The organism is Enterococcus sp. AZ149 (genome assembly GCF_051714285.1).
GTDB classification, from domain to species: domain Bacteria; phylum Bacillota; class Bacilli; order Lactobacillales; family Enterococcaceae; genus Enterococcus_D; species Enterococcus_D entomosocium.
Map to the genome: position 1 here is coordinate 344,286 of NZ_JBIORO010000001.1, position 24,690 is coordinate 368,975.

The 24,690-nt window shown below is 43.4% G+C and carries 21 protein-coding genes; 20 read left to right on the top strand and 1 reads right to left on the bottom strand.

Translation table 11 applies throughout. From position 1 onward, the window contains the following. Position 1: 1 nt before the first annotated feature. The 19 genes from IGI94_RS01660 (at position 2) to IGI94_RS01750 (ending at position 22,043) form a co-directional block, all read left to right on the top strand. A complete protein-coding gene (locus IGI94_RS01660; protein ID WP_010748643.1) occupies positions 2–391 on the top strand; it encodes a YlbF family regulator in 390 nt (129 codons plus the stop codon). Next, positions 375–2,927, top strand: coding sequence for a DNA mismatch repair protein MutS (gene mutS / locus IGI94_RS01665; protein WP_010748644.1), 2,553 nt, complete (start codon positions 375–377; stop codon positions 2,925–2,927). Before IGI94_RS01660 ends, mutS begins: the two co-directional genes overlap by 17 nt. Positions 2,928–2,942: 15 nt before the next feature. Further along, positions 2,943–5,051 (top strand): DNA mismatch repair endonuclease MutL, encoded by a 2,109-nt coding sequence (gene mutL, locus IGI94_RS01670; protein WP_373192403.1) that lies wholly within the window; start codon positions 2,943–2,945, stop codon positions 5,049–5,051. Further along, positions 5,048–5,608, top strand: a complete 561-nt coding sequence (locus IGI94_RS01675) for a Maf family protein (protein WP_015508832.1) — start codon at positions 5,048–5,050, stop codon at positions 5,606–5,608. The genes mutL and IGI94_RS01675 overlap by 4 nt, the downstream gene beginning before the upstream one ends. 2 nt (positions 5,609–5,610) lie before the next feature. Next, positions 5,611–6,009, top strand: coding sequence for a GFA family protein (locus IGI94_RS01680; RefSeq protein WP_438899349.1), 399 nt, complete (start codon positions 5,611–5,613; stop codon positions 6,007–6,009). A gap of 88 nt (positions 6,010–6,097) precedes the next feature. Then, complete coding sequence (msrB, locus tag IGI94_RS01685; RefSeq protein ID WP_061053658.1) at positions 6,098–6,529, top strand: peptide-methionine (R)-S-oxide reductase MsrB; 432 nt, start codon at positions 6,098–6,100, stop codon at positions 6,527–6,529. 182 nt (positions 6,530–6,711) lie between these two features. Continuing rightward, positions 6,712–7,302: a Holliday junction branch migration protein RuvA gene (gene ruvA / locus IGI94_RS01690; protein WP_005232405.1), complete on the top strand. Its 591-nt coding sequence runs from the start codon at positions 6,712–6,714 to the stop codon at positions 7,300–7,302. A gap of 14 nt (positions 7,303–7,316) precedes the next feature. Then, on the top strand, positions 7,317–8,318 hold the full coding sequence (ruvB, locus tag IGI94_RS01695) for a Holliday junction branch migration DNA helicase RuvB (protein ID WP_005232402.1): 1,002 nt from the start codon (positions 7,317–7,319) through the stop codon (positions 8,316–8,318). Between the two features lie 352 nt (positions 8,319–8,670). Then, positions 8,671–9,582, top strand: a complete 912-nt coding sequence (locus IGI94_RS01700; protein WP_005232388.1) for an ABC transporter permease — start codon at positions 8,671–8,673, stop codon at positions 9,580–9,582. Positions 9,583–9,593: 11 nt separating this feature from the next. Further along, positions 9,594–10,475 carry a carbohydrate ABC transporter permease gene (locus IGI94_RS01705; RefSeq protein ID WP_005227173.1) on the top strand — a complete coding sequence of 294 codons (882 nt, stop codon included), beginning with the start codon at positions 9,594–9,596 and terminating at the stop codon, positions 10,473–10,475. A gap of 14 nt (positions 10,476–10,489) precedes the next feature. Further along, positions 10,490–12,091: a sugar ABC transporter substrate-binding protein gene (locus IGI94_RS01710; RefSeq protein ID WP_438899350.1), complete on the top strand. Its 1,602-nt coding sequence runs from the start codon at positions 10,490–10,492 to the stop codon at positions 12,089–12,091. Between the two features lie 358 nt (positions 12,092–12,449). Then, a complete protein-coding gene (locus IGI94_RS01715; protein WP_176257022.1) occupies positions 12,450–12,593 on the top strand; it encodes a hypothetical protein in 144 nt (47 codons plus the stop codon). 13 nt (positions 12,594–12,606) lie between these two features. Further along, positions 12,607–13,209 carry a DUF624 domain-containing protein gene (locus tag IGI94_RS01720; protein WP_016611459.1) on the top strand — a complete coding sequence of 201 codons (603 nt, stop codon included), beginning with the start codon at positions 12,607–12,609 and terminating at the stop codon, positions 13,207–13,209. Then, entirely contained in the window at positions 13,202–14,116 is a 915-nt protein-coding gene (locus IGI94_RS01725; protein WP_086332926.1) for an acetylxylan esterase, read from the top strand. Before IGI94_RS01720 ends, IGI94_RS01725 begins: the two co-directional genes overlap by 8 nt. Then, on the top strand, positions 14,113–14,892 hold the full coding sequence (locus tag IGI94_RS01730) for an endonuclease/exonuclease/phosphatase family protein (RefSeq protein ID WP_005232373.1): 780 nt from the start codon (positions 14,113–14,115) through the stop codon (positions 14,890–14,892). Before IGI94_RS01725 ends, IGI94_RS01730 begins: the two co-directional genes overlap by 4 nt. Positions 14,893–14,898: 6 nt before the next feature. Next, the gene (locus IGI94_RS01735; RefSeq protein ID WP_438899351.1) at positions 14,899–17,049 is read left to right on the top strand and encodes a glycoside hydrolase family 3 N-terminal domain-containing protein; all 2,151 of its coding nucleotides are present in this window, start codon (positions 14,899–14,901) and stop codon (positions 17,047–17,049) included. Positions 17,050–17,064: 15 nt separating this feature from the next. Further along, positions 17,065–20,355 (top strand): GH36-type glycosyl hydrolase domain-containing protein, encoded by a 3,291-nt coding sequence (locus tag IGI94_RS01740; protein ID WP_016611456.1) that lies wholly within the window; start codon positions 17,065–17,067, stop codon positions 20,353–20,355. Between the two features lie 13 nt (positions 20,356–20,368). After that, entirely contained in the window at positions 20,369–21,328 is a 960-nt protein-coding gene (locus IGI94_RS01745) for a LacI family DNA-binding transcriptional regulator (RefSeq protein ID WP_005227180.1), read from the top strand. A gap of 457 nt (positions 21,329–21,785) precedes the next feature. Then, positions 21,786–22,043, top strand: coding sequence for a hypothetical protein (locus IGI94_RS01750; RefSeq protein WP_008376271.1), 258 nt, complete (start codon positions 21,786–21,788; stop codon positions 22,041–22,043). Positions 22,044–22,067: 24 nt separating this feature from the next. Here IGI94_RS01750 and IGI94_RS01755 read toward each other — a convergent pair whose 3' ends face one another. Continuing rightward, the gene (locus IGI94_RS01755) at positions 22,068–22,961 is read right to left on the bottom strand and encodes a hypothetical protein (RefSeq protein ID WP_008376269.1); all 894 of its coding nucleotides are present in this window, start codon (positions 22,959–22,961) and stop codon (positions 22,068–22,070) included. A gap of 465 nt (positions 22,962–23,426) precedes the next feature. Between IGI94_RS01755 and IGI94_RS01760 the strand changes: the two genes are divergently transcribed. After that, positions 23,427–23,816 (top strand): hypothetical protein, encoded by a 390-nt coding sequence (locus IGI94_RS01760; protein ID WP_035006360.1) that lies wholly within the window; start codon positions 23,427–23,429, stop codon positions 23,814–23,816. Positions 23,817–24,690 lie beyond the last annotated feature (874 nt).

The following is a 24,690-nucleotide window of genomic DNA, read 5'->3' on the forward strand; positions in this document are numbered from 1 at the left end:
CATGGAAGAGCAATTAGCCAAGGAACCACACGTTGCCCAAGAGCTGGCTGCTTTGCAAAGGCTCTTGTCTGATCATCCGATCGTTCAAGAATTTCAAGAAATTCAAGCACGAGCCTTGCAAAACCAAGGGCTATTGGAGCTGGAAGAAGCGCTGAAGCAAGCGCAAAAAGAAATCGTTCAATTTGAGCATTATGAGAAACCCGAAGCAAAAAAAGCTGCCGAGCAGCGTTATGCGTCATTGACAAACGAATACGAGCAGCATCCTTTAGTGGTTGCTTATCGCCAAGCGTTACTGCAAGCAGATGAATTGCTGCAATATGTCACGACGGAGATCCAAAAGAAAATGAATAAAGCCATCGAGGAGGATGAAACCAATGCCTCAAAAAACTAAAAATACCCCGATGATGGAACAGTATTTAAGCATCAAGGCTCAGTACCAAGATGCTTTTTTATTCTATCGTTTAGGGGATTTCTATGAATTATTTAATGAGGATGCTGTCAAGGCAGCACAAATTTTAGAACTGACGTTAACCAGCCGCAACAAAAATGCGGAGGAACCGATCCCTATGTGTGGGGTGCCTTACCACGCTGCCAGCAATTACATCGACACCTTGATCGAGCAAGGCTACAAAGTAGCGATTTGTGAGCAAGTGGAAGATCCAAAAACCACCAAAGGAATGGTCAAACGCGAAGTCGTTCAACTGATCACGCCGGGAACGGTGATGGACAGCAAAGGCCTATCCGCCAAAGAAAACAACTTTTTGACAGCTGTTTTGCAGCAAGGGGAGCGTTTTGGCTTTGCCTATGTCGATCTAAGTACCGGTGAATTAAAAGCAGCGCAATTGGAAGATGAAGAAGCTGTCGTCAATGAGGCCGCCGCTCTGCAAACGAAAGAAGTCGTTTTGTGCAGCGAGATCCCTGAGTCATTGCAAACAACACTGACCAATCGCTTGAATGTCGTGTTTTCTAAGCAAGAAACGTTGGAAGAAAATGCCGAATTTCAATTTTTAACAGAACCTCTCTCCCAAGAGTTAGAAAAAGTAGTCACAGGGAAGTTGCTAAGTTATTTGGCGATCACCCAAAAACGCAGTTTAGCGCATATTCAACAAGCCGTGGAATATCAGCCCGATCATGCCTTGAAAATGGATCATTATTCCAAATTCAACTTAGAATTGACGCAGTCGATTCGAACTGGCAAAAAACAAGGGACTCTTTTGTGGTTGTTGGACGAGACAAAAACCGCAATGGGTGGCCGTTTGTTAAAGCAATGGTTAGACCGTCCCTTGATCCAGCCAAAGAAAATCACTGCCCGCCAAGAAATGGTCCAATCGTTACTGGACAGTTTCTTTGAGCGAGCAGATCTGCAAGAAGCGTTGACGAAAGTCTATGACATGGAACGCTTAGTCGGACGGGTCGCCTTCGGAAATGTCAATGGCCGCGATTTGCTGCAGTTGAAATCTTCTTTGGAGCAAGTGCCTTTGATCGCGCAATTGCTGCAAGGCATCAACCGTGGCGAGTGGAATGACTTGCTGCTGGAATTAACGCCCCTAGATGATTTGGTTGCACTGATCGAAGCTGCGATCGATGAAGATGCCCCGTTACAGATCACGGAAGGCAACATTATAAAAGACGGGTTCCATCAACAATTAGATGAATACCGTACAGCGATGCGTAACGGCAAGCAATGGCTGGCGGAATTAGAAGCCAACGAACGCCAAGCGACGGGAGTCAAAAACCTGAAAGTTGGGTTCAACCGCGTCTTTGGCTATTACATTGAGATCACGAAAGCCAATCTAGTGAATTTAGATACCTCTCGCTACGAGCGCAAGCAAACGTTAGCCAATGCGGAACGGTTTATTTCCCCCGAGTTGAAAAAACTGGAGACTTTGATTTTAGAAGCCGAAGAGAAATCAGTGGATTTGGAATACCGCCTGTTTCTTGACGTCCGTGAAGAAGTGAAAAAGAGTATCACCCGTCTACAAAAGCTAGCCAAAGCCGTCAGTGCGGTCGATGTCTTACAAAGTTTCGCCACGGTTTCGGAACGCTACCAATACGTGCGGCCGACAGTAGCGAAAAAACGAGCGGTATCGATCATCGACGGCCGTCATCCTGTAGTGGAAAAAGTCCTTGGTCACCAAGAGTACATTCCGAATAGTATCGTGATGGATGAAGAAACAGAGATCTTGTTGATCACAGGCCCAAATATGTCTGGGAAAAGTACGTACATGCGGCAGTTTGCCCTGCTAGTCATTATGGCGCAGATCGGCTGTTTCGTCCCCGCACAATCTGCAGAGATGCCGATTTTTGATCGGATCTTTACTCGCATCGGTGCCAGCGATGACCTGATCGCCGGTCAAAGCACGTTTATGGTGGAGATGATGGAAGCCAACCAAGCGCTGCGTCATGCAACGCCTAACAGCTTGATTTTGTTTGATGAGTTAGGGCGTGGGACTGCGACCTATGATGGGATGGCATTGGCACAAGCCATCATTGAATATATCCACAAAGAAGTTCATGCCAAAACACTTTTCTCCACCCATTATCATGAGCTGACGGTTTTAGATGAGGAATTGGCGCACTTGCGCAATGTCCATGTTGGTGCCGTTGAAAAAGAAGGCGAAGTCGTCTTCTTGCATAAGATGATGGAAGGGCCCGCAGATAAAAGCTATGGGATCCATGTAGCCAAAATCGCTGGACTGCCAAGTGCACTCTTACAGCGCGCAGCCACGATCTTAAAAGCGCTGGAAGAACATGAACCGACGGTACAGCCAAAACCCGTCGTCGAAGAAAGTCAGCAGTTGTCGTTGTTTAGTGAAGTATCTACGGAAGAAATCGGCGTCATCGATCAATTGAAGAAATTGAATCTGTTGGAAATGACCCCGATGGATGCTCTGAATACATTGTACGAGCTGCAAAAACGAATTTAGAAAGAAGGTCAGCAGATGGGAAAGATCCAAGAGTTATCCGAACGTCTGGCGAACCAAATCGCGGCAGGAGAAGTCGTTGAGCGACCGGCTTCTGTCGTCAAAGAATTAGTTGAAAACGCCGTGGATGCCGGCAGTACCCAAATCGATATTTTTATTGAAGAAGCGGGCTTGCGTAAAATCCAAGTCATCGATAATGGCGAAGGAATTGCAGAAGAGGATGTCTTGACTGCCTTTAAACGCCACGCCACCAGTAAAATCCACAATCGGGATGACTTGTTTCGAATACGTACCCTCGGGTTTCGCGGGGAAGCTTTGCCTAGTATCGCTTCGGTTTCAATCCTCTCGATTGAAACGGCAGTCAAAGGCGCCCAACAAGGCTCCTTTGTGCGCTTAAAAGGCGGCGCTGTTGAAGAGCATCTGCCTGCCAACTTGCGGCAAGGAACCAAGATCACTGTGGAAAACCTCTTTTACAATACACCGGCACGTTTGAAATATGTCAAGACGCTGCAAACGGAACTAGCGAACATCGGCGATATCGTCAATCGGATCGCCCTGAGCCACCCAGAAGTGGCTTTTCGTCTCGTTCATGAAGGCAATAAGATGTTGAGCACCACTGGAAGTGGGCAGTTAAAACAAACCATCGCAGGGATCTACGGGGTGGAAACCGCCAAAAAAATGATCGCGATCGATACTGAGGACCTCGACTTTAAAGTCACTGGCTTTGTGTCACTGCCAGAAGTCACCCGAGCCAGCCGCAACTATTTATCCACGATCATCAATGGTCGTTATATTCGCAACTTCGCTTTGAATAAAGCGATCGTTGCTGGTTACGGATCAAAATTGATGGTCGGTCGTTTTCCATTAGCTGTCCTTGAAATCAAAATGGACCCCTTATTAGTCGATGTCAACGTTCATCCGACTAAGCAAGAAGTTCGTTTGTCAAAAGAAGAAGAATTGACCAAGCTAATCAGTAAAGCCATCAATGAGGCGCTGCGGGAAATCAATTTGATTCCTAACGCGGCTGACAATCTGCGTTTTAAGAAAAAAGTTGCCGATCAGCCAAAAGCCCAGCAGCTTGGCTTGGAACTGGAGTCAGCAGAAAATTCGACTTCTGGGTTGTCTTATAATCGCGAAACAGGGAAATTTGAAGTGCAGGGCAACACTTATCAACAGACTGTGGATAACTCTGTGGAAAAACCTGTGGAGGAAGGTGGAAAACTTCCAGAAATGCCACAGGAATCTAGCGACAACCTGTTGGAAGAAACCGAGGAAACCTTTCGCAGTTTGGAAGAGACGCTGCCAAATAAGCCTGTCCGAAAACCATTTGTGGAAGGCCAGACGGAAACAAAAGCGTCGCTGCCAGAAGCGCCAGTCTTTCTTCCAGATGAGACGCCAGAGCTTACGGCGCAGGATCTGCAAAGTCAAGCGACTCTGCATCCTGAAATGCATGGGGATGACCGCAACTACCTAAAAACGGTCGAACGGTTGCTGGAAGAAGAACCAGCGAAGGAGCGTTTTCCCCAATTGGATTATTTTGGGCAGATGCATGGGACCTATTTGTTTGCCCAAAGCGAGGCGGGGCTATATATCGTCGACCAGCATGCGGCGCAAGAACGAATCAAATACGAGTATTACCGCGAAAAAATCGGCGAAGTGACCAATGACCTGCAAGAATTGTTGGTGCCGATCGTTTTGGATTATCCCAACAGCGATGCACTGCAATTACAAGAACAAAGCGACAAGCTGGCAGAAGTCGGGATCCATCTGGAATCTTTTGGGACCAATAGTTTCATCGTCCGAGCGCACCCGACGTGGTACCCTAGCGGTGAAGAAGAAGCGATCATCCGCGAAATGATCGATATGTTATTGACGACAGGAAGTGTCAGTGTCAAAAAGTTTCGTGAAGCAACCGCGATCATGATGAGCTGCAAACGATCCATCAAAGCCAATCACTATTTGAATGAAGCACAAGCTAGGATCTTGTTGCAAGATTTAGCGAAATGCGAGAATCCCTTCAACTGTCCCCATGGTCGTCCGGTGCTGATCCATTTCACCAACAGCGACATGGAGCGGATGTTCAAACGGATTCAAGATCCTCATCGAGCAAGGAGTGGCATGGAATGATTATTTTGGCTTCACAGTCGCCGCGGCGCAAAGAATTATTAGCAGAGTTAGTCTCGGAATTTGCGGTCATACCAGCAGATATCGACGAGTCGGTCCGACCAAACGAAGCTGCGATCCCTTATGTCCAACGGATGGCAGCAGAAAAAGCGGCGGCTATTGCACAAACCAATCCTGAAGATCTGGTGATCGCGAGCGATACGACGGTCGTGGTGGATGAAGAAATCTTAGGAAAGCCAGTCGACCGTAAAGATGCTCGGTCGATGTTGCGAAAAATGAGCGGACGTACCCATTGGGTGCATACCGCCGTCGTTTTGCAAAAAGGCAAACAGCAACGCCAAGCAGTGGTTTCGACGGAAGTTGTGTTTCGTCCTTTGACGGATCAAGAGATCGACAAGTATCTTGCCTTAGATGAGTACCAAGACAAAGCGGGCGCCTATGGGATCCAAGGGGCAGCCAAAATATTTGTCTCATCGATAAACGGCGATTTTTATACGATCGTAGGATTTCCTGTCGCTACGGTCTATCAGTTGTTGCAAGAGTTTACGGAGGAGGAATAAGGATGGATGTTTCTGGTAGTTGTCTTTGCGGCAAAGTCACGATCAACTTGACGGGAGTTGCGAAAGAAATCACGGTTTGTCATTGTAGTCTCTGCCAGAAATTTCATGGCGGACCGATGTTTGCTCTTGCGCCATGCGCTGAGGACCAGATGACTCTTCAAGGAGCGAAGTGGCTGCGACGTTACGATTCTTCTGAGTTGGCACAGCGAGGATTTTGCAGTCAATGCGGCTCGAGCCTGTTCTTTTACCTCAAAGAAGCACACACCTATTTTTTTGCGGCTGGATTATTTGGTAACATGCCAGAAGCTGTCTTAACCGAAGAAATCTATACAAAAGACCAACCGCAGTTTTACCATTTTGCGGAACCAACGACTCGTTGGCAAAAGCTGCAAAACCCTTAAACAATTTGAGCAAGTCATTTTACATTCGCTAAGAAAAAAGGCATGATAGAGCATACAGGATGAGTCTAGAGGAAAAGCAGGTGAAAAAATGACAGATAAAAAAGAATTAAAAGAAAAATTGTCATCGATCGAATATGCGGTGACCCAAGAAAATGCAACCGAACGCCCCTTTACTGGCGAGTATGATGATTTTTATGAAAAAGGGATCTATGTTGATATCGTCAACGGAGAACCATTGTTTGCTTCTACTGATAAATATGACGCCGGTTGTGGCTGGCCTTCCTTTTCGAAGCCGATCAGTCGCCAAGATATTCAAGAAAAAGCCGATTTTTCTCACGGTATGCATCGGGTAGAAGTCCGCAGCAAAGAAGCTGACTCTCATTTAGGACATGTTTTTTCAGACGGTCCTCAAGACAAAGGCGGTTTGCGCTATTGTATCAACTCGGCAGCATTGAAGTTCATCCCTTTAGCAGAAATGGATGAAAAAGGCTATGGCGAATTCAAATCACTCGTTGAGTAAGTATTAGGAACTGTGTGCGAAAAAAAAGACGCAGCAGCATGTCTCGTTTGAAAAAATGCGACTGAAACAACGGTTTTTCCTCCGTTTGTTTCCTGCTAAACCTTTTCCTTCGTTCACAGTCCTTTTTTTGCCCTCTCGTCTGTGCTACAATAAAGGGAACATATGTACAGAAAGGAAAGCACATGTACGAATATATCATAGGGAAAGTAACGGATATCTTTCCGGCGTATATCGTCGTTGAGACCCATGGCATCGGCTATCAGATCGCTTTTGGCAATCCGTATTCATTTAGCGGCAAGTTAAACCAAGAAGTAAAAATCTATCTGCACCAAGTGATTCGTGAAGATGCTCATAGTCTCTACGGCTTTGCCACGATCGAAGGCAAGCAGTTGTTTTTAAAATTGATCAGTGTCTCAGGTATTGGACCAAAGAGTGCGTTAGCAATCATGGCCAATGAAGACCATACAGGGTTGATCACGGCAGTCGAAAATGGGGACGTCAACTATTTGACTAAGTTCCCAGGTGTCGGTAAAAAGACGGCGCAGCAAATGATCCTAGACTTGAAAGGCAAAGTGGCTGAACTGGTTGGAGAAGAAGCGATCGTTCCTCTAAGCGTGGCAACGACTGCTTTAGATGAAGCGATGGAAGCCTTGAAAGCATTGGGTTATAGCGAAAAAGAAGTCAAGAAAGCCGAAAAACAATTAGCGGCGAATACGACAAAATCGACGGATGAGTACTTGCGGGAAGCTCTCCGATTGATGATGAAAAAGTAAGGAGCAAGTAGACGATGGATGAACGAATTGTTTCGCCAGAAAGTACTGAACAAGAAGAGATCATCGAAAAATCCTTGCGTCCGCAAACCCTTGCCCAATATATCGGACAAGACAAAGTCAAGCAGGAGCTTTCGATTTATATCCAAGCGGCGAAAAATCGAGAAGAAGCGTTGGATCATGTCCTCTTATATGGTCCGCCAGGCTTAGGGAAAACGACGATGGCAATGGTGATCGCCAACGAGATGCAGGTGCAAATCAAGACGACCAGCGGTCCTGCGGTCGAAAAACCGGGGGACTTGATTGCAATCTTGAATGAGCTGCAGCCGGGGGATGTTCTGTTTATCGATGAGATCCATCGCTTGCCTCGTGTCGCCGAAGAAATGCTTTATTCGGCAATGGAAGATTTTTATGTGGATATCATGGTGGGGCAAGGAACAACGGCTCATCCGGTTCATTTTCCGCTTCCGCCATTTACCTTAGTCGGCGCAACGACGCGGGCGGGGATGCTCTCGGCGCCACTACGGGATCGCTTCGGAATCATTTCTCATATGCAATATTATGAAGACCATGATTTAAAAGAGATCGTGCAGCGGACTGCGTCGATTTTTGAAACGGATATCGTGGAAGAAGGGGCGATCGAAATCGCCCGCCGATCTCGAGGCACTCCACGGATCGCCAACCGTTTGCTTAAACGAGTTCGCGATTATGCGCAAGTGCAAGCAGATGGATTGATCGATCGCACCGTTGCTGACCAGGCATTGGCGCTTTTGGCAGTCGATCATGCTGGCTTGGATTATATCGATCAGAAATTGATCCGCACGATGATCGAATTGTATCAAGGCGGCCCGGTGGGATTAAGTACGATCGCTGTCAATATCGGGGAAGAAACCGAAACAGTGGAAGATATGTACGAACCGTTTTTGATCCAAAAAGGATTTTTGAAACGCACCTCGCGTGGGCGGATCGCAACACCGTTAGCCTATGACCATTTTGGCTATCCCCAAAGAAGTGAATAGAAGGAAGCAGCGATCAGCGATGATTGCTGCTTTTTTGTGCTTTTGGTGAAACGTTTCTTTTTATTTTTTAATAATTTCTGAGAATCAATAGATGTTGAAAAAATACATTATTTGTGAAATTTGATTAAACGGAAGTGTTTGGAAAAATGATTTCTTATGAAAATGTTGATATAATAGCTTTTGTGTTTGTGAGGAACTCAACGAAATTTGTGAAAAAAGAAAACCTGAAAAAAATAATTGGAAAGGCTTGCATTTTCGAATGGCAGCGGATATAATCTTTTTGTAGAAACGTTTCACCAAAATGTGGAGATATACGTAGTGTTGCGAGGATAGAAAGAAGGAGATTTTGTGTATGAGTAAACTGCAAAAGTTTTATAGTCAACGGCAGCTTCACTGGATGGTTTTTCCCGGCGTGGCATTTATGATCGTATTTAATTATATTCCGATCTACGGAATTATAATCGCTTTCAAAAACTATACGGTGATTGACACGATTTCATCAGCACCATGGGTTGGGTTAGAGAATTTCCGTATCATTATGAATGACAGTTTTTTCTGGGAAGCAGTTAGAAATACGTTAGCCATCAGCTTATTGAAATTAGGATTAGGTTTTGCGATCCCGATTGTGTTAGCCATTATGATTTTTGAAATGCAAGATGGCCGCTTGAAGAAATTTATTCAAACGGTTTCATACATTCCCCATTTTTTCTCATGGATCGTGCTAGGTGGGATGATGATCTCTTGGCTGTCAACGAACGGCTTTATCAACCAAGTGTTGATGTCCGTAGGATTGATGGACAAAGGGGTCAATCATCTATTGGATCCAAGCAAATATTGGTGGATCGCGGTCCTTTCGGATCTATGGAAAGAAGTCGGCTGGGGAACGATTCTTTACTTGGCAGGTATGTCGCGGATCGATCCAACGTTTTATGAAGCCGCACGAATCGATGGTGCCAGCAAGCTAAGACAGATTCGTTCGATCACATTGCCATTACTGACACCGATCATCTCCTTAAACTTGATTCTGAATGTGAGCGGTATCTTAGGGTCAAACCTAGATCAAACATTAGTTTTGATGAATTCACAGAACCAAAACCGTTCAGAAGTTATCAACTCCTTTGTTTATAAAATGGGGTTGACGCAAGGTGATTTCTCTTATGCAACTGCTGTCGGCTTGGGGATCGCGGTCATTTCCGTCATCTTATTGGTGATCACGGATCGAGTGACCCGCAAGTTGAACAACGGCAATTCAGTTATCTTATAGGAGGAAAAAACATGATCAAAAGAAAAGCAAAAGAAAACACGTGGTTTTACTTCTTCAATACCGTGATCTTGATTTTATTCTCGTTAATGATCATTGTACCGATTTGGAATATCTTGGTTTCCTCCGTGTCTTCTAGTTCTGGATTAGCGGGCAACGGCCTCGTGTTATGGCCCAAAGGCTTTACCTGGGAAAACTATCGGAAAGTTTTTTCCGACGCAAGTATCCCCCGTGCCTTCTTGATCTCAGTGTTAAAAACGGTTCTTGGGGCTGCAACCCATACCTTGTTTTGTGCGATCGTGGCTTACGGATTGAGTAAATCACGCTTGGTTGGCCGCAACATTTATACAACGATGGGGGTCATCACCATGTACTTCAGTGGTGGGATGATTCCAACGTACTTGCTGATTCGCTCGCTAGGATTACTGGATTCTTTCTGGGTCTACATTATTCCAGCTTTGTTCAGCTATTATGATGTCGTGATTTTAATGAACTTTTTCCGTGAGATTCCGCCTTCACTCGAAGAATCGGCGAAGATCGACGGTGCAAGTGAATTCCAAATCTTTTATAAAATCTTCTTACCATTAACGAAACCGGCATTGGCAACCATCATCTTGTTCAACGGGGTTGGCCAATGGAACGATTTTATGACAACAAAACTGTATATCACAAAAGAGTATCTTTATCCGCTGCAAATGAAGATTTATGAAATCATCGTCCAATCCAACTTGAGTACGATGACTGAAAGCGGTAGTACCGACTTTATCGTCCAAGCAACGACCCGTGGGGTTCAGTTGGCTACGATCGTCATCACGACAGTGCCAATTTTAATTATATATCCATTGCTTCAAAAACACTTTATCGGCGGTATGATGGCCGGTGCAGTAAAAGAATAGAAAGAGGGATAGACATGAAAAAAGTAGTAGGCGGTTTATTGGCAGCATCAGCATTACTTAGCTTAGCAGCATGTGGCGGCAGCTCAGACAATGCCAGCAGTTCGGATTTTTCTATCAAAGATCGGTATGAGTTAGATGAAAAGACACCAGCATGGAAACTCGATACCAAAGAAGAACCAACCAAGATCACATGGTACATCAATTCAGACTGGACAGCTTTGCCATTTGGTGAAGATGTGACGACAGCCCAAATCAAAAAAGATTTGAACATTGATATTGAATTTATTTCAGGTGATGATTCGAAATTAAATGCTTTGATTTCAAGTGGTGATATGCCTGATATCGTGACGTTGATGGATAAAACCAGTCAAGCAGCCACAAAAGCTGATAGCTGGGCATACTCATTAAACGATTTAGCGGAACAATACGATCCGTATTTGATGAATATCGTGACCGAAGATACCTTCAAATGGTTTGCTTTAGATGATGGCAAAACTTATGGCTATCCAAACTATTCCAACACAGCAGCGGACTACGAAAGCGGCAATATTCCCGTCAACGATAACTTTGTGATCCGTGAAGATGTCTATGAAGCATTGGGCAAACCAGATGTTTCGACTCCAGAAAACTATGTGAAAGTCATGAAAGAAATCAGCGAGAAATTCCCTGATTTGACACCAATGGGCTTCACAACGATCGGCGAAACAGCAGGACCATTCTTAGATAAATTGCAAGACTTCTTAGGTGTTCCGTTAGAAGATGAAGATGGTGCTTTCTACGATCGTAACTTAGATGAAGAATATATCTCATGGTTGAAAACCTTTAATCAAGTGTATCGTGACGGCAACATCAGTGATGACAGCTTTACCGATGACGGTCCAACCTATGATGAAAAAGTAAAACAAGGGGACTATGCAACGATCTTAGTCGCAGGAACGAGCGGACAAGGTGGGAACTTCACTGAATTCATGAAAAACTCTGACACGCGGTACATCGCAATCGACGGACCTGCCAGCACTTCTGGTCGTGAAGCAACCTTGAACCAAACAGGAATCTCTGGCTGGTTGATCAACTACATCACAAAAGATGCGGCGGATCCAGCAAAAGTAACCCAACTCTTCACGTACTTGATCGATGAACCAGGACAAATTTTGACAAAATTCGGTGTTGAAGGCGTGACGTATGAATACAACGATGAAGGCAAAATCGATTACTTGCCAGAAATCAAAGAAATGGAACAAACCGACAACGAAGGCTACAACAAAAAATATGGTATCAGCCGCTTCAACTACTTTAACAATGACCGTGTCAATGCACTGAAAGTCAAAACCGAAAATGCGTTGACTCAAATGCAAGAGTGGGGCGAAGGCAAATTGTATCCACACTTTGTGATCGAAAATACGGATCCAGATGCTGGAACTGCTGAAGCACGTTCAAACACAGCCATCAAAACCAAAATCAACAGCACGATCATCTCACTGATCCGTTCAAAAGATGAAGGAACATTTGACAGCACACTAACCGACTTTGAAAGCTTCTTAGATTCAAACAACTGGGATGCAATCAAAGACATTAAAACTGAAAAAATGGCCGAAAACCGCGAACGACTAAAATAACCCCCATAGGAGAGGAAAGGAAGCCAAAAAAAAGACCTTTCCTCTCCTTTGCTTTGAAACACAGGTTTTGCGCGCACTTTGCGTAAAATCTGATGTTTCAAAGTACTAGGCGACTGTAAGGAGCGTAGTGACCAACCAAAGAAACACAGGATTTGCGCGCACTTTGCGCAAAATCTGATGTTTCAAAGTACTAGGCGACCGCAGGGAGCGTAGTGTCCATACAAAGAATCACTGCGATTGGCTCACGTAGTGAGACATGCAAGCTGCACTTAGTGTGTTTTACTTAGTGCAACTGTAGGCGAAGCGAAAGCGGAGACGAGCAGATGATGAAAAGTACTAGGCGACTGCAGGGAGCGTAGTGTCCGTACAAAGAATCACTGCGACTGGCTCACGCAGTGAGACCTGCAAACAAGAAAACCGTACGTTGAGAAACGACCCAAAATCACAAGAAGGCAAGAAACAGGTTTACGCAGCACCCGCAGCACAAATCAGCAAGTTTTGATTGGAGGATCATAATGAATCGACTATTTTCTTATGAAGGATGGTACTATCGGGTCTTTGCTTTTCTAGCAGATATGATCATTGTTAGTTTTCTCTTTATGATTCCAGCAATGACGCTGATTCTCGCAGGGCCAGCATTGATCGCGCTGTATCGGACGATCGATCAATTGTACAAGGAACGAGATGTCCCGATTTGGCAACGATACAAGCAAGCATTCTTAAGCAACCTCAAACGTGGTCTCTTCTTAGAAGGTCTTGTTATTGCGTATGTCGCAGTCTTTGCCGGTTTGATCTATTCCTTGATGATGCTTACACCTTACTTTGGCGTTTTAGCCGTGATCCTCGTCAGCTTGGCTGCGCTGTATCTCGTCGTGTTCGTTCTCTTGTACAGTTTGTTTGCGCAATCATTGCAAGAAACAGCGAAAGAAACGGCATATGCGGTTCTTAGCAGTACGGCGAATGCGATCATTTTACTGGTGATCCCAATCATTGTTTTTGTATTGTGCAGCAAAGTAAACCTATTCTTATTTGTTTGTTTAGGCATTTCAGGATCAGCCTTTGTACAGGTGTTGTTTTTCAATAAAGTATTAGCGAAGGGGGAAGAGACAAATGACTGAATCGACCGCAATTGATCGATCCTGCTTTTGGGCTTCGGTCCAACAAGAACTTGACGCCCTTCCGCTAGCCTTTGAAAGAACCAAACAAACGCCTTTGCTAAAAGGGATCGATTGTTTTACGATTTCTTTTCAAAGTCTTGGTAATGAAACGATCTATGGGCATCTGCTGCTGCCAGAACAAGCGGCAGATTGTCCAATCGTGATTGATTTTTTAGGCTATATGAATCATGTGCAAGAACCGTTCCAATTCGCTCATTGGTTACTGATCGGCTGCGGCTGTCTTGTCATCGACAATCGCGGACAAGGGGGACGCACGCAAGATCAGGTTCCCTATGAAACCACGCAGCATGAAGCACCTTTTGGACGCGGCATCTTGAAAAAAGAAGATTTTTATATGAAGCGATTGGTCGCAGATAGTTTGCGCACACTAGAAGTCATTCAACAGATACCGGAAATCGATCCGCAGCGCATTATTTTAAGAGGCGGCTCACAAGGCGGCGGCATCGCCTTATTGGTCAACGCATTAACGAACGTCCCAATTTTTGCGACGTTTGCCGATGTGCCAAGCCACTCCAATCTTGTCCATCGGATCGAACAAAAAACAGGAAGTTACCATGTGATTCAAGAGTATATCGAACAATTTCCAGAAATGCGGGAAACGATCTATCAAGTCATGAGTTATTTTGATTTGAAGTATTTTGCTCATCAGATAACTGGTCCTGTTTATACATCGGTCGGCAGTGCTGATCCAATCTGTCCCATGGAAGATTTCTTCGTTTCCTATAAAAAGATTCCTGGACCGAAAGAATTGCGTATTTACTTAAATAAAGGGCATGGCGGCGGCGAAGCGAAACAAATCCGTCGTGAAATGCAGCAAATCAAAAAATTACTCAAAGGAAATGAATGAAGATGAAAGTAGCAACCTACAATCTACGAGTCGATACCGACTATGACCAAGAATGGCAATGGCACTATCGATCGGAGGCGGTTTGCTCCTTGATCGATTACTACGACTGGGATGTTCTGGCGATCCAAGAAGCTCGTCCCAGCCAATTTGCAGATTTAGCAAAGTTAGCGCAGTATGCTTCCGTCACTGCTGAACGAGATGGTGATGGCTTAGGCGAAGGCATTGGACTGTATTATCAAAAAGAGGCTTTCGAGTTATTAGCTTCAGGTTCGTTTTGGTTGTCATTGACACCGACTGAACCAAGTATTCATCCAGAAGCTGCGTATTCACGCTTATGTGTTTGGGCAGTCTTACAGGAAAAAAAGAATCCGCCGTTTCTTGTCATCACGACCCATTTAGATAATATTTCAGAAATGGCTCGTTTTGAAGGGATGAAAGTGATCTTTGAGCAGCTGGCAGATCAAATCGAACGCTATCCTGTATTGCTGATGGGCGACTTGAATGCGGAGCCAACCGAGCGGGTGCATCGGTACTTAGAGCAACATTTTCAAAATGCCAAAGAACATGGACAGAAGCCCCATCACGGGCCAAAAGGCTCCTATCAAAATTTTATTTATACGTTACCATGGCAAGAACTAGAAGAAATTGATTATATCTATACGAAAGGCTTCACGGTGGTCAAAACCGCCTGTCTAACGGATTCTTGTGATCGTCGTTTTCCCTCCGATCATTTTCCTTTAGAAGCAGAAGTCCAATTTGAAGAAAGCAAAGGATGAATAAAAATGGAACAGCAGAAATTAACCGAACTACTTTCAGAAATGACCTTAGATGAAAAAATCGATCAGTTGCTGCAACTGGCAGCGGCTTTTTATTCAGATAAAGCAGAAGAGAAAACCGGCCCAATGGGCGACTTAGGACTGACACAAGAGAACATCAACAATGCGGGAACAACGCTAGGTGTTTCTGGTGCAAAAGAAGCGATCCGCGTCCAAAAAGAGTATATCGAAAATAACCGCTTGAATATCCCAACGATATTGATGGCGGACATCATTCACGGCTTTCGGACGATTTTTCCGATTTCATTAGGATTAGGTAGTTCATGGGATTTGGCAGCAGCGGAGAAGATGGCGGAAGTATCTGCCAAAGAAGCAGCTGTTTCTGGCTTGCATGTGACCTTTTCACCGATGGTGGACTTAGTAAGAGACCCACGTTGGGGCCGTGTCATGGAATCGACGGGGGAAGATCCTTACTTGAACAGTCGCTTCGCTGAAGCCTTTGTCAAAGGCTATCAAGGGGATGATCTGCGAACAGATTTCAACCGCGTGGCTGCGTGTGTCAAACATTTTGCGGCTTACGGTGCGGCTATCGGCGGTCGCGATTACAACACGGTCAATATGTCAGAACGCCAACTGCGAGAAAGTTATTTACCGGGCTATAAAGCGGCCCTTGATGCCGGTGCCAAACTGGTGATGACCTCCTTCAATACGGTGGACGGTATTCCAGCAACAGCCAATCGCTGGCTTTTCCGCGATGTTTTGCGAGAAGAATTCGGGTTTGAAGGCGTTGTGATCTCTGACTGGGCAGCAATCAAAGAAGTGATCGCCCATGGCGCAGCGGAAGATGAAAAACACGCCGCTGAATTAGCCATCAAAGCTGGGGTCGATATCGAGATGATGACGACTTGCTACACTGATAACTTGAAAGAGCTGATCGCAGAAGGCACTGTTGAGGAAGCCTTAGTCGATGAAGCCGTGCTAAGAATCTTGACCTTGAAAAATGAACTAGGTCTATTTGAAAATCCATACCGCGGTGCTGATGAAGCCGCTGAAGCAGCCACTGTTCTGTCTCAAGAACACCGAGAGATCGCCAGAGATATCGCAAAGAAATCAATGGTGTTGTTGAAAAATGAAGGTGTCCTGCCGTTGCAGAAAACCGAAAAAGTGGCGATTGTGGGCCCGGGTGCTCACTCCCGTGATCTATTAGGTGCTTGGTCTTGGCAAGGGAAACAAGAAGAAGTGGTGACGTTAGTGGCGGGGGCTCAATCCTTGGGTGCGGATCTGTTGATCGGTCAAGAGCCCTTTGATTATTTTGCGCCGTCTGAAGCAGCGATCCAAGAAGCGATCGAATTAGTGAAAGAAGCGGATAAAGTTGTCTTAGCGCTAGGAGAGCAAGAATGGATGAGCGGTGAAGCTGCCAGTCGCAGCGACATTCGCTTGCCGCAAGCCCAATTGTCCTTGGTTGAAACCTTGAAAGAATACAACGAGCAATTGATCGTAACCCTTTATAACGGTCGTCCTCTTGACTTGCAAGGGGTTGATGCAGCCAAAGCGATCGTCGAGGCTTGGTTCCCTGGAACCGAAGGCGGAAACGCACTTGCTCAGATCTTGTGGGGAGAATACAATCCAAGCGGCCGCTTGAGTATGTCATTCCCGGAAACCGTTGGACAAGTCCCTGTGTATTACAACGTTGACAATACCGGTCGTCCATATGAAAGTGCACCGGATGAAAAATATGTCTCAAAATATTTGGATGTCTCCAATTATGCCAAATATCCATTTGGCTTCGGCTTGAGCTATAGCCCAGTTGCGTATTCTACGGTGACGTTGGATCAGCCGACCATGACCAAAGATCAAACAGTCACGGCATCCATCACTGTTACGAACCAAGGAACAGCAGCGGTCTGGGAAACGGTCCAATGCTACATTCGCGATTTAGTCGGTGAAGTGGTTCGCCCAGTGAAAGAACTGAAAGGCTTTAAGAAAATTTGGCTAGAAGCTGGCGAATCAACAACCGTTCAATTTGAGATCACGGAAGAACTGCTGCGCTATGTCCACAGCAACCAACAAGCAAGCAGTGATCCTGGGAAATTCCACATCATGATTGGTGGGAACAGCCGAGACACCCAACAAACAACCCTGCAATTAGTTAGGTAAGATAGGAAGGTTTCTATGACGAAAAAAATAGTGATGAATAATGCAAATACGACCGTGACGTTTTTACCAAACGGTGATTTATATGAGATCCAAAGTCACGATGTGATGATCAATCAATTGAATGGGAATGCGCTAGATGGCAGTTTGAATCAAATCTATCTACGACTGCGTGAAGCGGGGGAATGGCACTTCATTCCCTTGATCGGCTCAAATGCTGACAGTGCCTTTGCTTACTCAGACAAACAGCTGACTTGGACTGGAACGTACCAGTCTATCAGTTACCAAGTAGATTTCCAATTGGCACAAGATTGCTGGTTCTGGCGAGTTCAATTGAGTGGTTCTGGGGAAGCGGAATTGGTTTACGGACAAGATCTTGGTAACGCAGCCAAAGGGGCTGTTCAATCCAATGAAGCCTATGTTTCGCAATATATCGACCATCATGTTAGCCATGATAAGGATCGAATCGTGCTATCTTCTCGCCAAAATCAACCACAAAATGGTCAATTTCCATTGGTGGAACAGGGCAGCTTCCAAGCCTTAAAAGGCTTCTCGACGGATGGCTATCAATTTTTCGGTCGCAGCTACAAAGAAACGAATCAACCAGCTGCACTCAGCCAAGAGACATTAGCCAATGAAGTGTATCAATACGAATTTGCCTATACGGCACTGCAAACGCAATGGTTGACAATAAGTGAGACACCTACGGAAATCGTTTTTTACGCAGCGGTCAAAGCCAATCAAGCGACGGCAGTCAATGAACCGCAGTTTGCACTTGAAACGTTGAAAGAAACGTATCAAGCCTTGTCCTTTGACTCGTTGCAGGCAACGGCGCAGGCTCGAAAAAACTTCGGTCGACCGCTCACAGGGCTGACATTTACCACAGAAGAAATCAACGAGCGATTTCCTCAGCAAGAAGCAGTGGAAATCGTTGACCAACAGCTTTATTCCTTTTTTACCCCTGATTATCACCATGTCGTGTTGAAGGAAAAGGAAGGGCAGATGGAACGCTCCCATGGGCATATTTTGATGAGCGGACAAGAGTTGATCGTCGATCAACCCATTTTGAGCACGACTGTTTACATGACGGGGATGTTTAACTCCCAAATCGTATTAGGCAATACGAACATGAACAAATTGTTGAGTAATAGCCGCAACTCATTGAATCTTTTCAAACGTTCCGGTCAGCGGATCTATCTGAAAGACGGCGATCAATGGCGGATTTTAACGATGCCATCTGCCTTTGAAATGGGCTTAAATTCGGCGACGTGGTACTACAAAACAGCGGATGATGTCATTCAAGTAACGACCTTCACGAAAGCAAATGGACGCACGATTGCAACCACCATCACTAGTGAACAAGGTCGTGCTTACACCTGGGCCATCACTAATCAATTTGTGATGGGGATCGATGAAGCGGTACCGACTGTTACCATTACGCAAGACCAGCAATTGCTCACCATCAAAGGAACAGCGGATTCACCGATTGCGGAAACTTATCCAGAATTGACGTATTATCTCCATGCAGCACAACCTTTTGAACTAACCGATGAAACGATTTTCAATGTGGCAGCCGACGATAGCACGACCGTATTGACCTTTGCAGAACAGGCGACGGTTTCCTTCGTGATCCAAGGCACACTGACTGGTGAACCCTTTGTTTCCGAAACGTTAGATCGCCAGCAAGAAGACACTGCCTATACGGCCTTTGTCGATGATTTGTTGAATCAGTTTGAATTGAAACATTCGCAGGCAGATGTCGCATCCTTCAATCACTTGGCACGTTGGTACACCCACAATATGCTTGTTCATTACTTGTCTCCTCATGGCCTTGAACAGTACGGTGGTGCTGCTTGGGGGACTCGAGACGTTTCCCAAGGACCGACTGAGTATTTCTTAGCCCTCAATCGTCCTGAGATGGTGGCGTCCATCATCGAGCATTTGTTTGAAAATCAATTTGCAGATGACGGCAACTGGCCACAATGGTTTATGTTTGATCGCTATGAGAAACAAAAAGCCGATGAGAGCCACGGAGATGTGATCGTTTGGCCAATGAAAGTCGTTAGTGACTATCTCGAAAAAACCAAAGATTTTGCGATTTTGGAAAAAGAACTGCCTTATACGGATCGCACAACCTTCTTGAAAACCAGAACCAATGCTTCTTTGTTTGATCATTTGAAAAAAGAAGTGGCGTATATCGAAGCGAACTTTTTGGAAGGAACGTACCTGTCTTGTTATGGTGATGGCGATTGGGATGACACCTTGCAGCCAAATAACAGTAAGTTGAAGAAACAAATGGCCAGCAGCTGGACCGTTGCCTTGACCTATGAAGTATTGAAAAAATTAGCCAACCAGTTGCAGTCAGTTGACCCAGAGTATGCCAAACATTTAACGGAACTGTCTGCGGGAATCAAACATGACTTTGAAAAATACATGTTAGCTGATGGGACTTTGCCAGGATTTGTCTATATGGAAGATAGCGAGCACGTGGAACTGATGGTCCATCCGACTGACAAGAAAACCGGTATCCAATACCGCTTGCTGCCGATGCAGCAAAGCATGATCGGCGAGCTGTTATCTCCCGAACAAGCCGATCATCATGTGGCGATCATCAAGGAGCATTTGCAATTTCCAGATGGGGTGCGCTTGATGAATCGTCCAGCGACTTATGCGGGTGGTGTCAGCACCAACTTCAAGCGGGCAGAACAAGCAGCCAATTTTGGACGAGAAATCGGTTTACAGTACGTTCACGCCCACATCCGCTTTACAGAGGCCATGGCGAAATTAGGTCGAGAAGAAGAGACTTGGCAAGCACTTGGGGTCATTAATCCGATCCAAATCGCTCAACGGGTCGAAAATGCGGAAATCCGTCAAGCAAATGCGTATTTCAGTAGTTCTGATGGCGATTTCAAAACAAGGGTTGAAGCCCAAGAAAATTTTGGTAAACTTAAGGAGGCAACAGTCGGCGTCAAAGGCGGCTGGCGCATCTATTCTAGTGGACCGGGGATCTATATGAATCAGTTGATCAGCAATGTGTTAGGCATTCGGACCTTTGTTGATCACGTTGAACTTGATCCCGTCTTGCCAGCGGAATTAGCAGGATTGACACTGACGTATCGACTCTATGATCGGCCGGTCGAAATCGTCTATCATTCGTCAAGTACGCCGAAAATATTGATCAACGGCGAAGAAATGTCCACTGAGTTTGCGGAAAATCGCTACCGCCAAGGTGCGTTTGTCCTGAAGAAAGCAGCGCTTTGCGCCAAATTAAGCGAAAACCAAACCAATACGATCGATATTTATCGTTAAGAAAGGAGAAGCCATGGTAGGAATCAAAGATATTGCCCAAAAAGCGGGTGTCTCCATATCCACCGTTTCGTATGCATTGAATGGCAGTCCAAAAGTGACCGAGGAAACCCGTGCGCGGATTCAAGCGATCGCAAACGAATTGAACTATGTTCCGAACATGGCTGCTCGCACACTGAAACGCAGACAAACCAACATCATCGGTGTTTATCTCGCCGATTATGCCGGAAGTTTTTATGGGGAATTGCTAGATGGCATCAAGAAAGGGTTGGAACTTTTCGGCTATGAAATGATCGTCTGCAGCGGCAAGAAATCACACTTGTTTATTCCTGAGCGGATGGTGGACGGTGCCATCATTTTGGATTGGACGTTTCCAGCAAAGGAAATCGAGCAATACGCCCAACGAGGACATCAAATCGTCGTGTTAGACCGTGTCTTGTCTCATGAAAATATCCATCAAGTCTTGTTAGACAATAAAGGAGGGGCGGCGCTGGCGATCGATCGCTTGATCGCTGGACAAAGCCAAAAAGTCTTCCTCTTAGCAGGGCCAGAAAAAGGCTACGACAGTCGGGAGCGCTTGGAAGCCAGTACGAAAGAATTGACGCGCTTTGGTATTCCTTATGAAGTCATTCCTGGTGACTTCACGGAACCTTCTGGTTATCGAGCGGCAAAACAGCTCTTAGCAAATGATCCCCAGTTTCCCATTGATATCTTTGCCTTCAATGATGAAATGGCGATCGGTGTCTACAAATATGTCCGCGAGACCGACTATCGCATCGGAAAAGAGATCCGCATCATCGGGTTTGATAACACGGAATTAGGCGCTTTTGTGCAGCCGCGCTTAGCGACGATCTCCTATTCGAAACATCGATGGGGGATGGTTGCAGCTGAGAAAATCGTACAATCGATCCAAGGGGAACCAGTGGCGGACGAGCATATTTATACCACTTTTGTGGATGGTGGATCATTTATTTAATTGATCCATTAAAGGAAAAATAGTTGAAAAAGGAATGGTGAAATGGGGAGGATTTTATCTTACAGAACATACCAAAGCAATTGATGGAGAAAGAACTATTGAAAGAAGTAAACCAATTCAAAAGTTCCAGATGGATGTTAATGAGATCGCCGAAACTTTAAATCAGGCAACACTCAAGAACAAATCAGTAGCTATCTAAATTGAAGCGCATGATCGAGATGGAAATTACTTTCCTAATATAGTTGGCCATATTTAAGGGGCATGATGAACTAGAAATATATGTTGGTGGTAATAAGGTTGGCTATGATAAAATTAGGAATATTAAAATAGCTAACATAACCAAGTGGTCGGGCAAAAGTAACCTCTTATAAAAAGTACTCACAAATTATTAAATTATATTAGCGATAATTATTTAAAGTTAGCTTTCTGATATAATAGTTTGCAAAGGAGTGCTAAGATGATTAACTTTTTAAAAGGTTTAAAAATAAGAATCCTATATATATATTCAATGATTTCGCTACTTATAGGTGTCTATTTAAGTGTAAATTGGATTCCTGTAAGCGTTGAAGGACTAAGCAAATCCCAAAAACAGGAGCTTTTAAGAGAAGGATCAATCAACTGGGAACTTGGTGTAGTTTTTAAGGTATTAGCCCTGATACTTTTCTTGGGTGCACTAGTAAAATCCATTATATATATCTTAAACAAAAAGAGATAAGCGTAGAGCTCATCTCTTTTTATACTATCTAGAAACTTCGTGGATCACTTCGATTTTATAAGGAATGATAAAGCCTGCTCTTTGCATTGCATAACAATAATTGTTTCCAAATCCCACCTCGAAGTTGCCATCATAACCATTTAGCTCCCATTTGAAATCAAATATATCCGTAACCTTTACTTGAGTCCAATAATTTCCATTGGCTTGTTTCTTATAAGTTACTGTGTAACTAACTCCACGTAATGCTGTGTGAAGTTGGCCGCTTAGAAATGTATAACTTCCTGAGAAAGAACCAGATTTTTTACCTGTAGAAAATGCTTCTTTTTTAAGTCTAGAATAATAAGCGGTCATTAACTCCTCGCCGTCTACAGTCTTTGCCCAGCTATCGTTTTTATTAACATATGTCGAAGGCTTCCATGTTGGATTCCAATAGTAATTCTCAGCAGAAATAATGGCGTGCTTCATATAAGCAGCAGTCTGATTGTGACCTTTTTTCTTAACCATTGATATACCTTTATTGTATGCAGCAATTGCAGCCGCATAAACTGGATTTGCAGGAGTTACCGATGATCTAGCACCTATCTTAGACTTTGGTTCAACATAAAAAGGATCAACTGATTCGGCAACGTCCGCTTTATACTCTTCCAACAATGCATCTTGTTCGGCATCATAGGAATTTAAAACTGTTAAACTCTCATTTAAAGATGCGTTGAACTCGTCAGCACTATCAGAATCTTCAAACATTCTAATTACACCATCAATATAATCTCTATTGGACTCTTCATTGGATATTGCCTCATTAATTAATGATTGATTAGTTTCATCTATCTCAAAACCATTCTCATCTGCATAACCATTTATTTGACCAAAACTTAAAACTGATATACCAAACACTACACTAATTAAAAACTTCTTCATTGTTTTAATCTCCTTTTTAATTATTATTTTACTAACAAACTTAATATACCATACTATAATATATAAAAATCATTTTAATTTATATTTATATCCTAAAAATTTTGTAATACGTAGGAAAGGATGTAAAATTGAACAAAGTTGAATACGATAATATGCAAGTAAATCTTCGTTCTTTGGGGCACAAACTTGATTTTCAATGCATAATATTCGTTATACTGTATTATTAAAAAAGGAACATAATAGGGGGTTTATGAAAAAAGTATAAAAATATTAGGGTTTATCTTGTTGGTTATAATTGGATTTGTAGGGGGCTATTTTCTATCTGTAGATCCAGCTAAAGACTTCTATGGTGATTGGTATGGTGTTGCTAACGAGGGGAAGGAGAGTTTTCTTTTAGAATAGATAAAGAAAAAAATAATCGATTATGGAAATGATGATTATAATTCACCTGGTTTTCCTTACACAGTGAAAAAGTCTGGAAATGGATTTTATATTGAAGTGTCTGATGATGAGCTAAAAAATATTTTTCCCGAATTAATAAAATTTAAGTATAAAAACAATATGACATTTTTCCTGAATGATGATGAAGAATCAATTGAGTACTTTGTAGCTATAGATGGTTTTTTGAATAATGTAAAACTACATAAAACATCCTTTGAAGATTCGTATAACAAAACCGAAGAGTCAACCTCACAAAGTCTAATAGCAAGTGAAACAGAAACTTCTTGCAGTTCTTTGCTTAATGAAACTCATTCATCAGAAACGACATCATCAATTGATTCTCCAAAAGTATCAGATCTAAGTGAAAAAATTGATTCATTTATTGCGAATTATACGTCAATTCCACCAGATTAGATTATGGAAAAGGAACTTGATGGAATTACAATAAGAGCAACAAACTTTACTGCAACAAATGAAGCCGAGGCATCATATATTCAGTATCATTTGCTAATGGAGAGGCAACATCTTGCAACGATGTATACGCACAAGTCATTGGAGAATAATAGCTATTTTCAATAGAGGCTAATATACAAAAAGATAAATCTGAGCAGGATGAAACTCATTCTAGCTCAGATTTTTTTTAATATTACTTTCCTTGTTTTGTATTCATATTTGATAGAATCATTCATACCACTTATCGTCCTCTTAGTTTGTTTATTTTGTCGTGATTTAATCATATTAGAGAACGATATGTTTTTTAATACCGAAAATGAAAATGAGGCTGAAGAATCAATTTTGACTCATCAGTCCCATAAATTATAGAGCCTTTCTTGCGGCGTTCTTTTATGGGCTTTTGTCACAGTCTCTTTTTTGCGTTATTTCAAAAATAACTTTACTTATTTTATCAAAAACAGTGATTTATAAAAAAAATAATAATTTTTATTTTGTTATTTTATGTGTGCTGAAATTTTTAAATAACGTTTTTTATTCATTTTTTGATTATAACATTATCATTAACTACGGAGAGAAGACGGGAAGCGTTCTTTTAACTTACTATTTTTGGCTTATATAAAAGACCTTTGGAACATTAGTTTTTGTCAAATATTTTAACTTTCTATTTATTTTTCTCATCTTAATTTAATTTATAGTGTTGATTTATCCCTCGTTTTTTGTATGATTTATGAAAGAGAAAAGCATTTTTTTGAAAAGAGTCGATGATTCATCTTGATAATTTGAGCTTTTTTTAATTGATGAGTAGTTAATAGCTGTAAGATGTGGAAGTTACAAA

Coding starts and splice junctions, on each gene's coding strand:
- IGI94_RS01660 (WP_010748643.1), top strand. CDS start 2: ATGGAAGAGCAATTAGCCAAGGAACCACACGTTGCCCAAGAGCTGGCT.
- mutS (WP_010748644.1), top strand. CDS start 375: ATGCCTCAAAAAACTAAAAATACCCCGATGATGGAACAGTATTTAAGC.
- mutL (WP_373192403.1), top strand. CDS start 2,943: ATGGGAAAGATCCAAGAGTTATCCGAACGTCTGGCGAACCAAATCGCG.
- IGI94_RS01675 (WP_015508832.1), top strand. CDS start 5,048: ATGATTATTTTGGCTTCACAGTCGCCGCGGCGCAAAGAATTATTAGCA.
- IGI94_RS01680 (WP_438899349.1), top strand. CDS start 5,611: ATGGATGTTTCTGGTAGTTGTCTTTGCGGCAAAGTCACGATCAACTTG.
- msrB (WP_061053658.1), top strand. CDS start 6,098: ATGACAGATAAAAAAGAATTAAAAGAAAAATTGTCATCGATCGAATAT.
- ruvA (WP_005232405.1), top strand. CDS start 6,712: ATGTACGAATATATCATAGGGAAAGTAACGGATATCTTTCCGGCGTAT.
- ruvB (WP_005232402.1), top strand. CDS start 7,317: ATGGATGAACGAATTGTTTCGCCAGAAAGTACTGAACAAGAAGAGATC.
- IGI94_RS01700 (WP_005232388.1), top strand. CDS start 8,671: ATGAGTAAACTGCAAAAGTTTTATAGTCAACGGCAGCTTCACTGGATG.
- IGI94_RS01705 (WP_005227173.1), top strand. CDS start 9,594: ATGATCAAAAGAAAAGCAAAAGAAAACACGTGGTTTTACTTCTTCAAT.
- IGI94_RS01710 (WP_438899350.1), top strand. CDS start 10,490: ATGAAAAAAGTAGTAGGCGGTTTATTGGCAGCATCAGCATTACTTAGC.
- IGI94_RS01720 (WP_016611459.1), top strand. CDS start 12,607: ATGAATCGACTATTTTCTTATGAAGGATGGTACTATCGGGTCTTTGCT.
- IGI94_RS01725 (WP_086332926.1), top strand. CDS start 13,202: ATGACTGAATCGACCGCAATTGATCGATCCTGCTTTTGGGCTTCGGTC.
- IGI94_RS01730 (WP_005232373.1), top strand. CDS start 14,113: ATGAAGATGAAAGTAGCAACCTACAATCTACGAGTCGATACCGACTAT.
- IGI94_RS01735 (WP_438899351.1), top strand. CDS start 14,899: ATGGAACAGCAGAAATTAACCGAACTACTTTCAGAAATGACCTTAGAT.
- IGI94_RS01740 (WP_016611456.1), top strand. CDS start 17,065: ATGACGAAAAAAATAGTGATGAATAATGCAAATACGACCGTGACGTTT.
- IGI94_RS01745 (WP_005227180.1), top strand. CDS start 20,369: ATGGTAGGAATCAAAGATATTGCCCAAAAAGCGGGTGTCTCCATATCC.
- IGI94_RS01750 (WP_008376271.1), top strand. CDS start 21,786: ATGATTAACTTTTTAAAAGGTTTAAAAATAAGAATCCTATATATATAT.
- IGI94_RS01755 (WP_008376269.1), bottom strand. CDS start 22,961: ATGAAGAAGTTTTTAATTAGTGTAGTGTTTGGTATATCAGTTTTAAGT.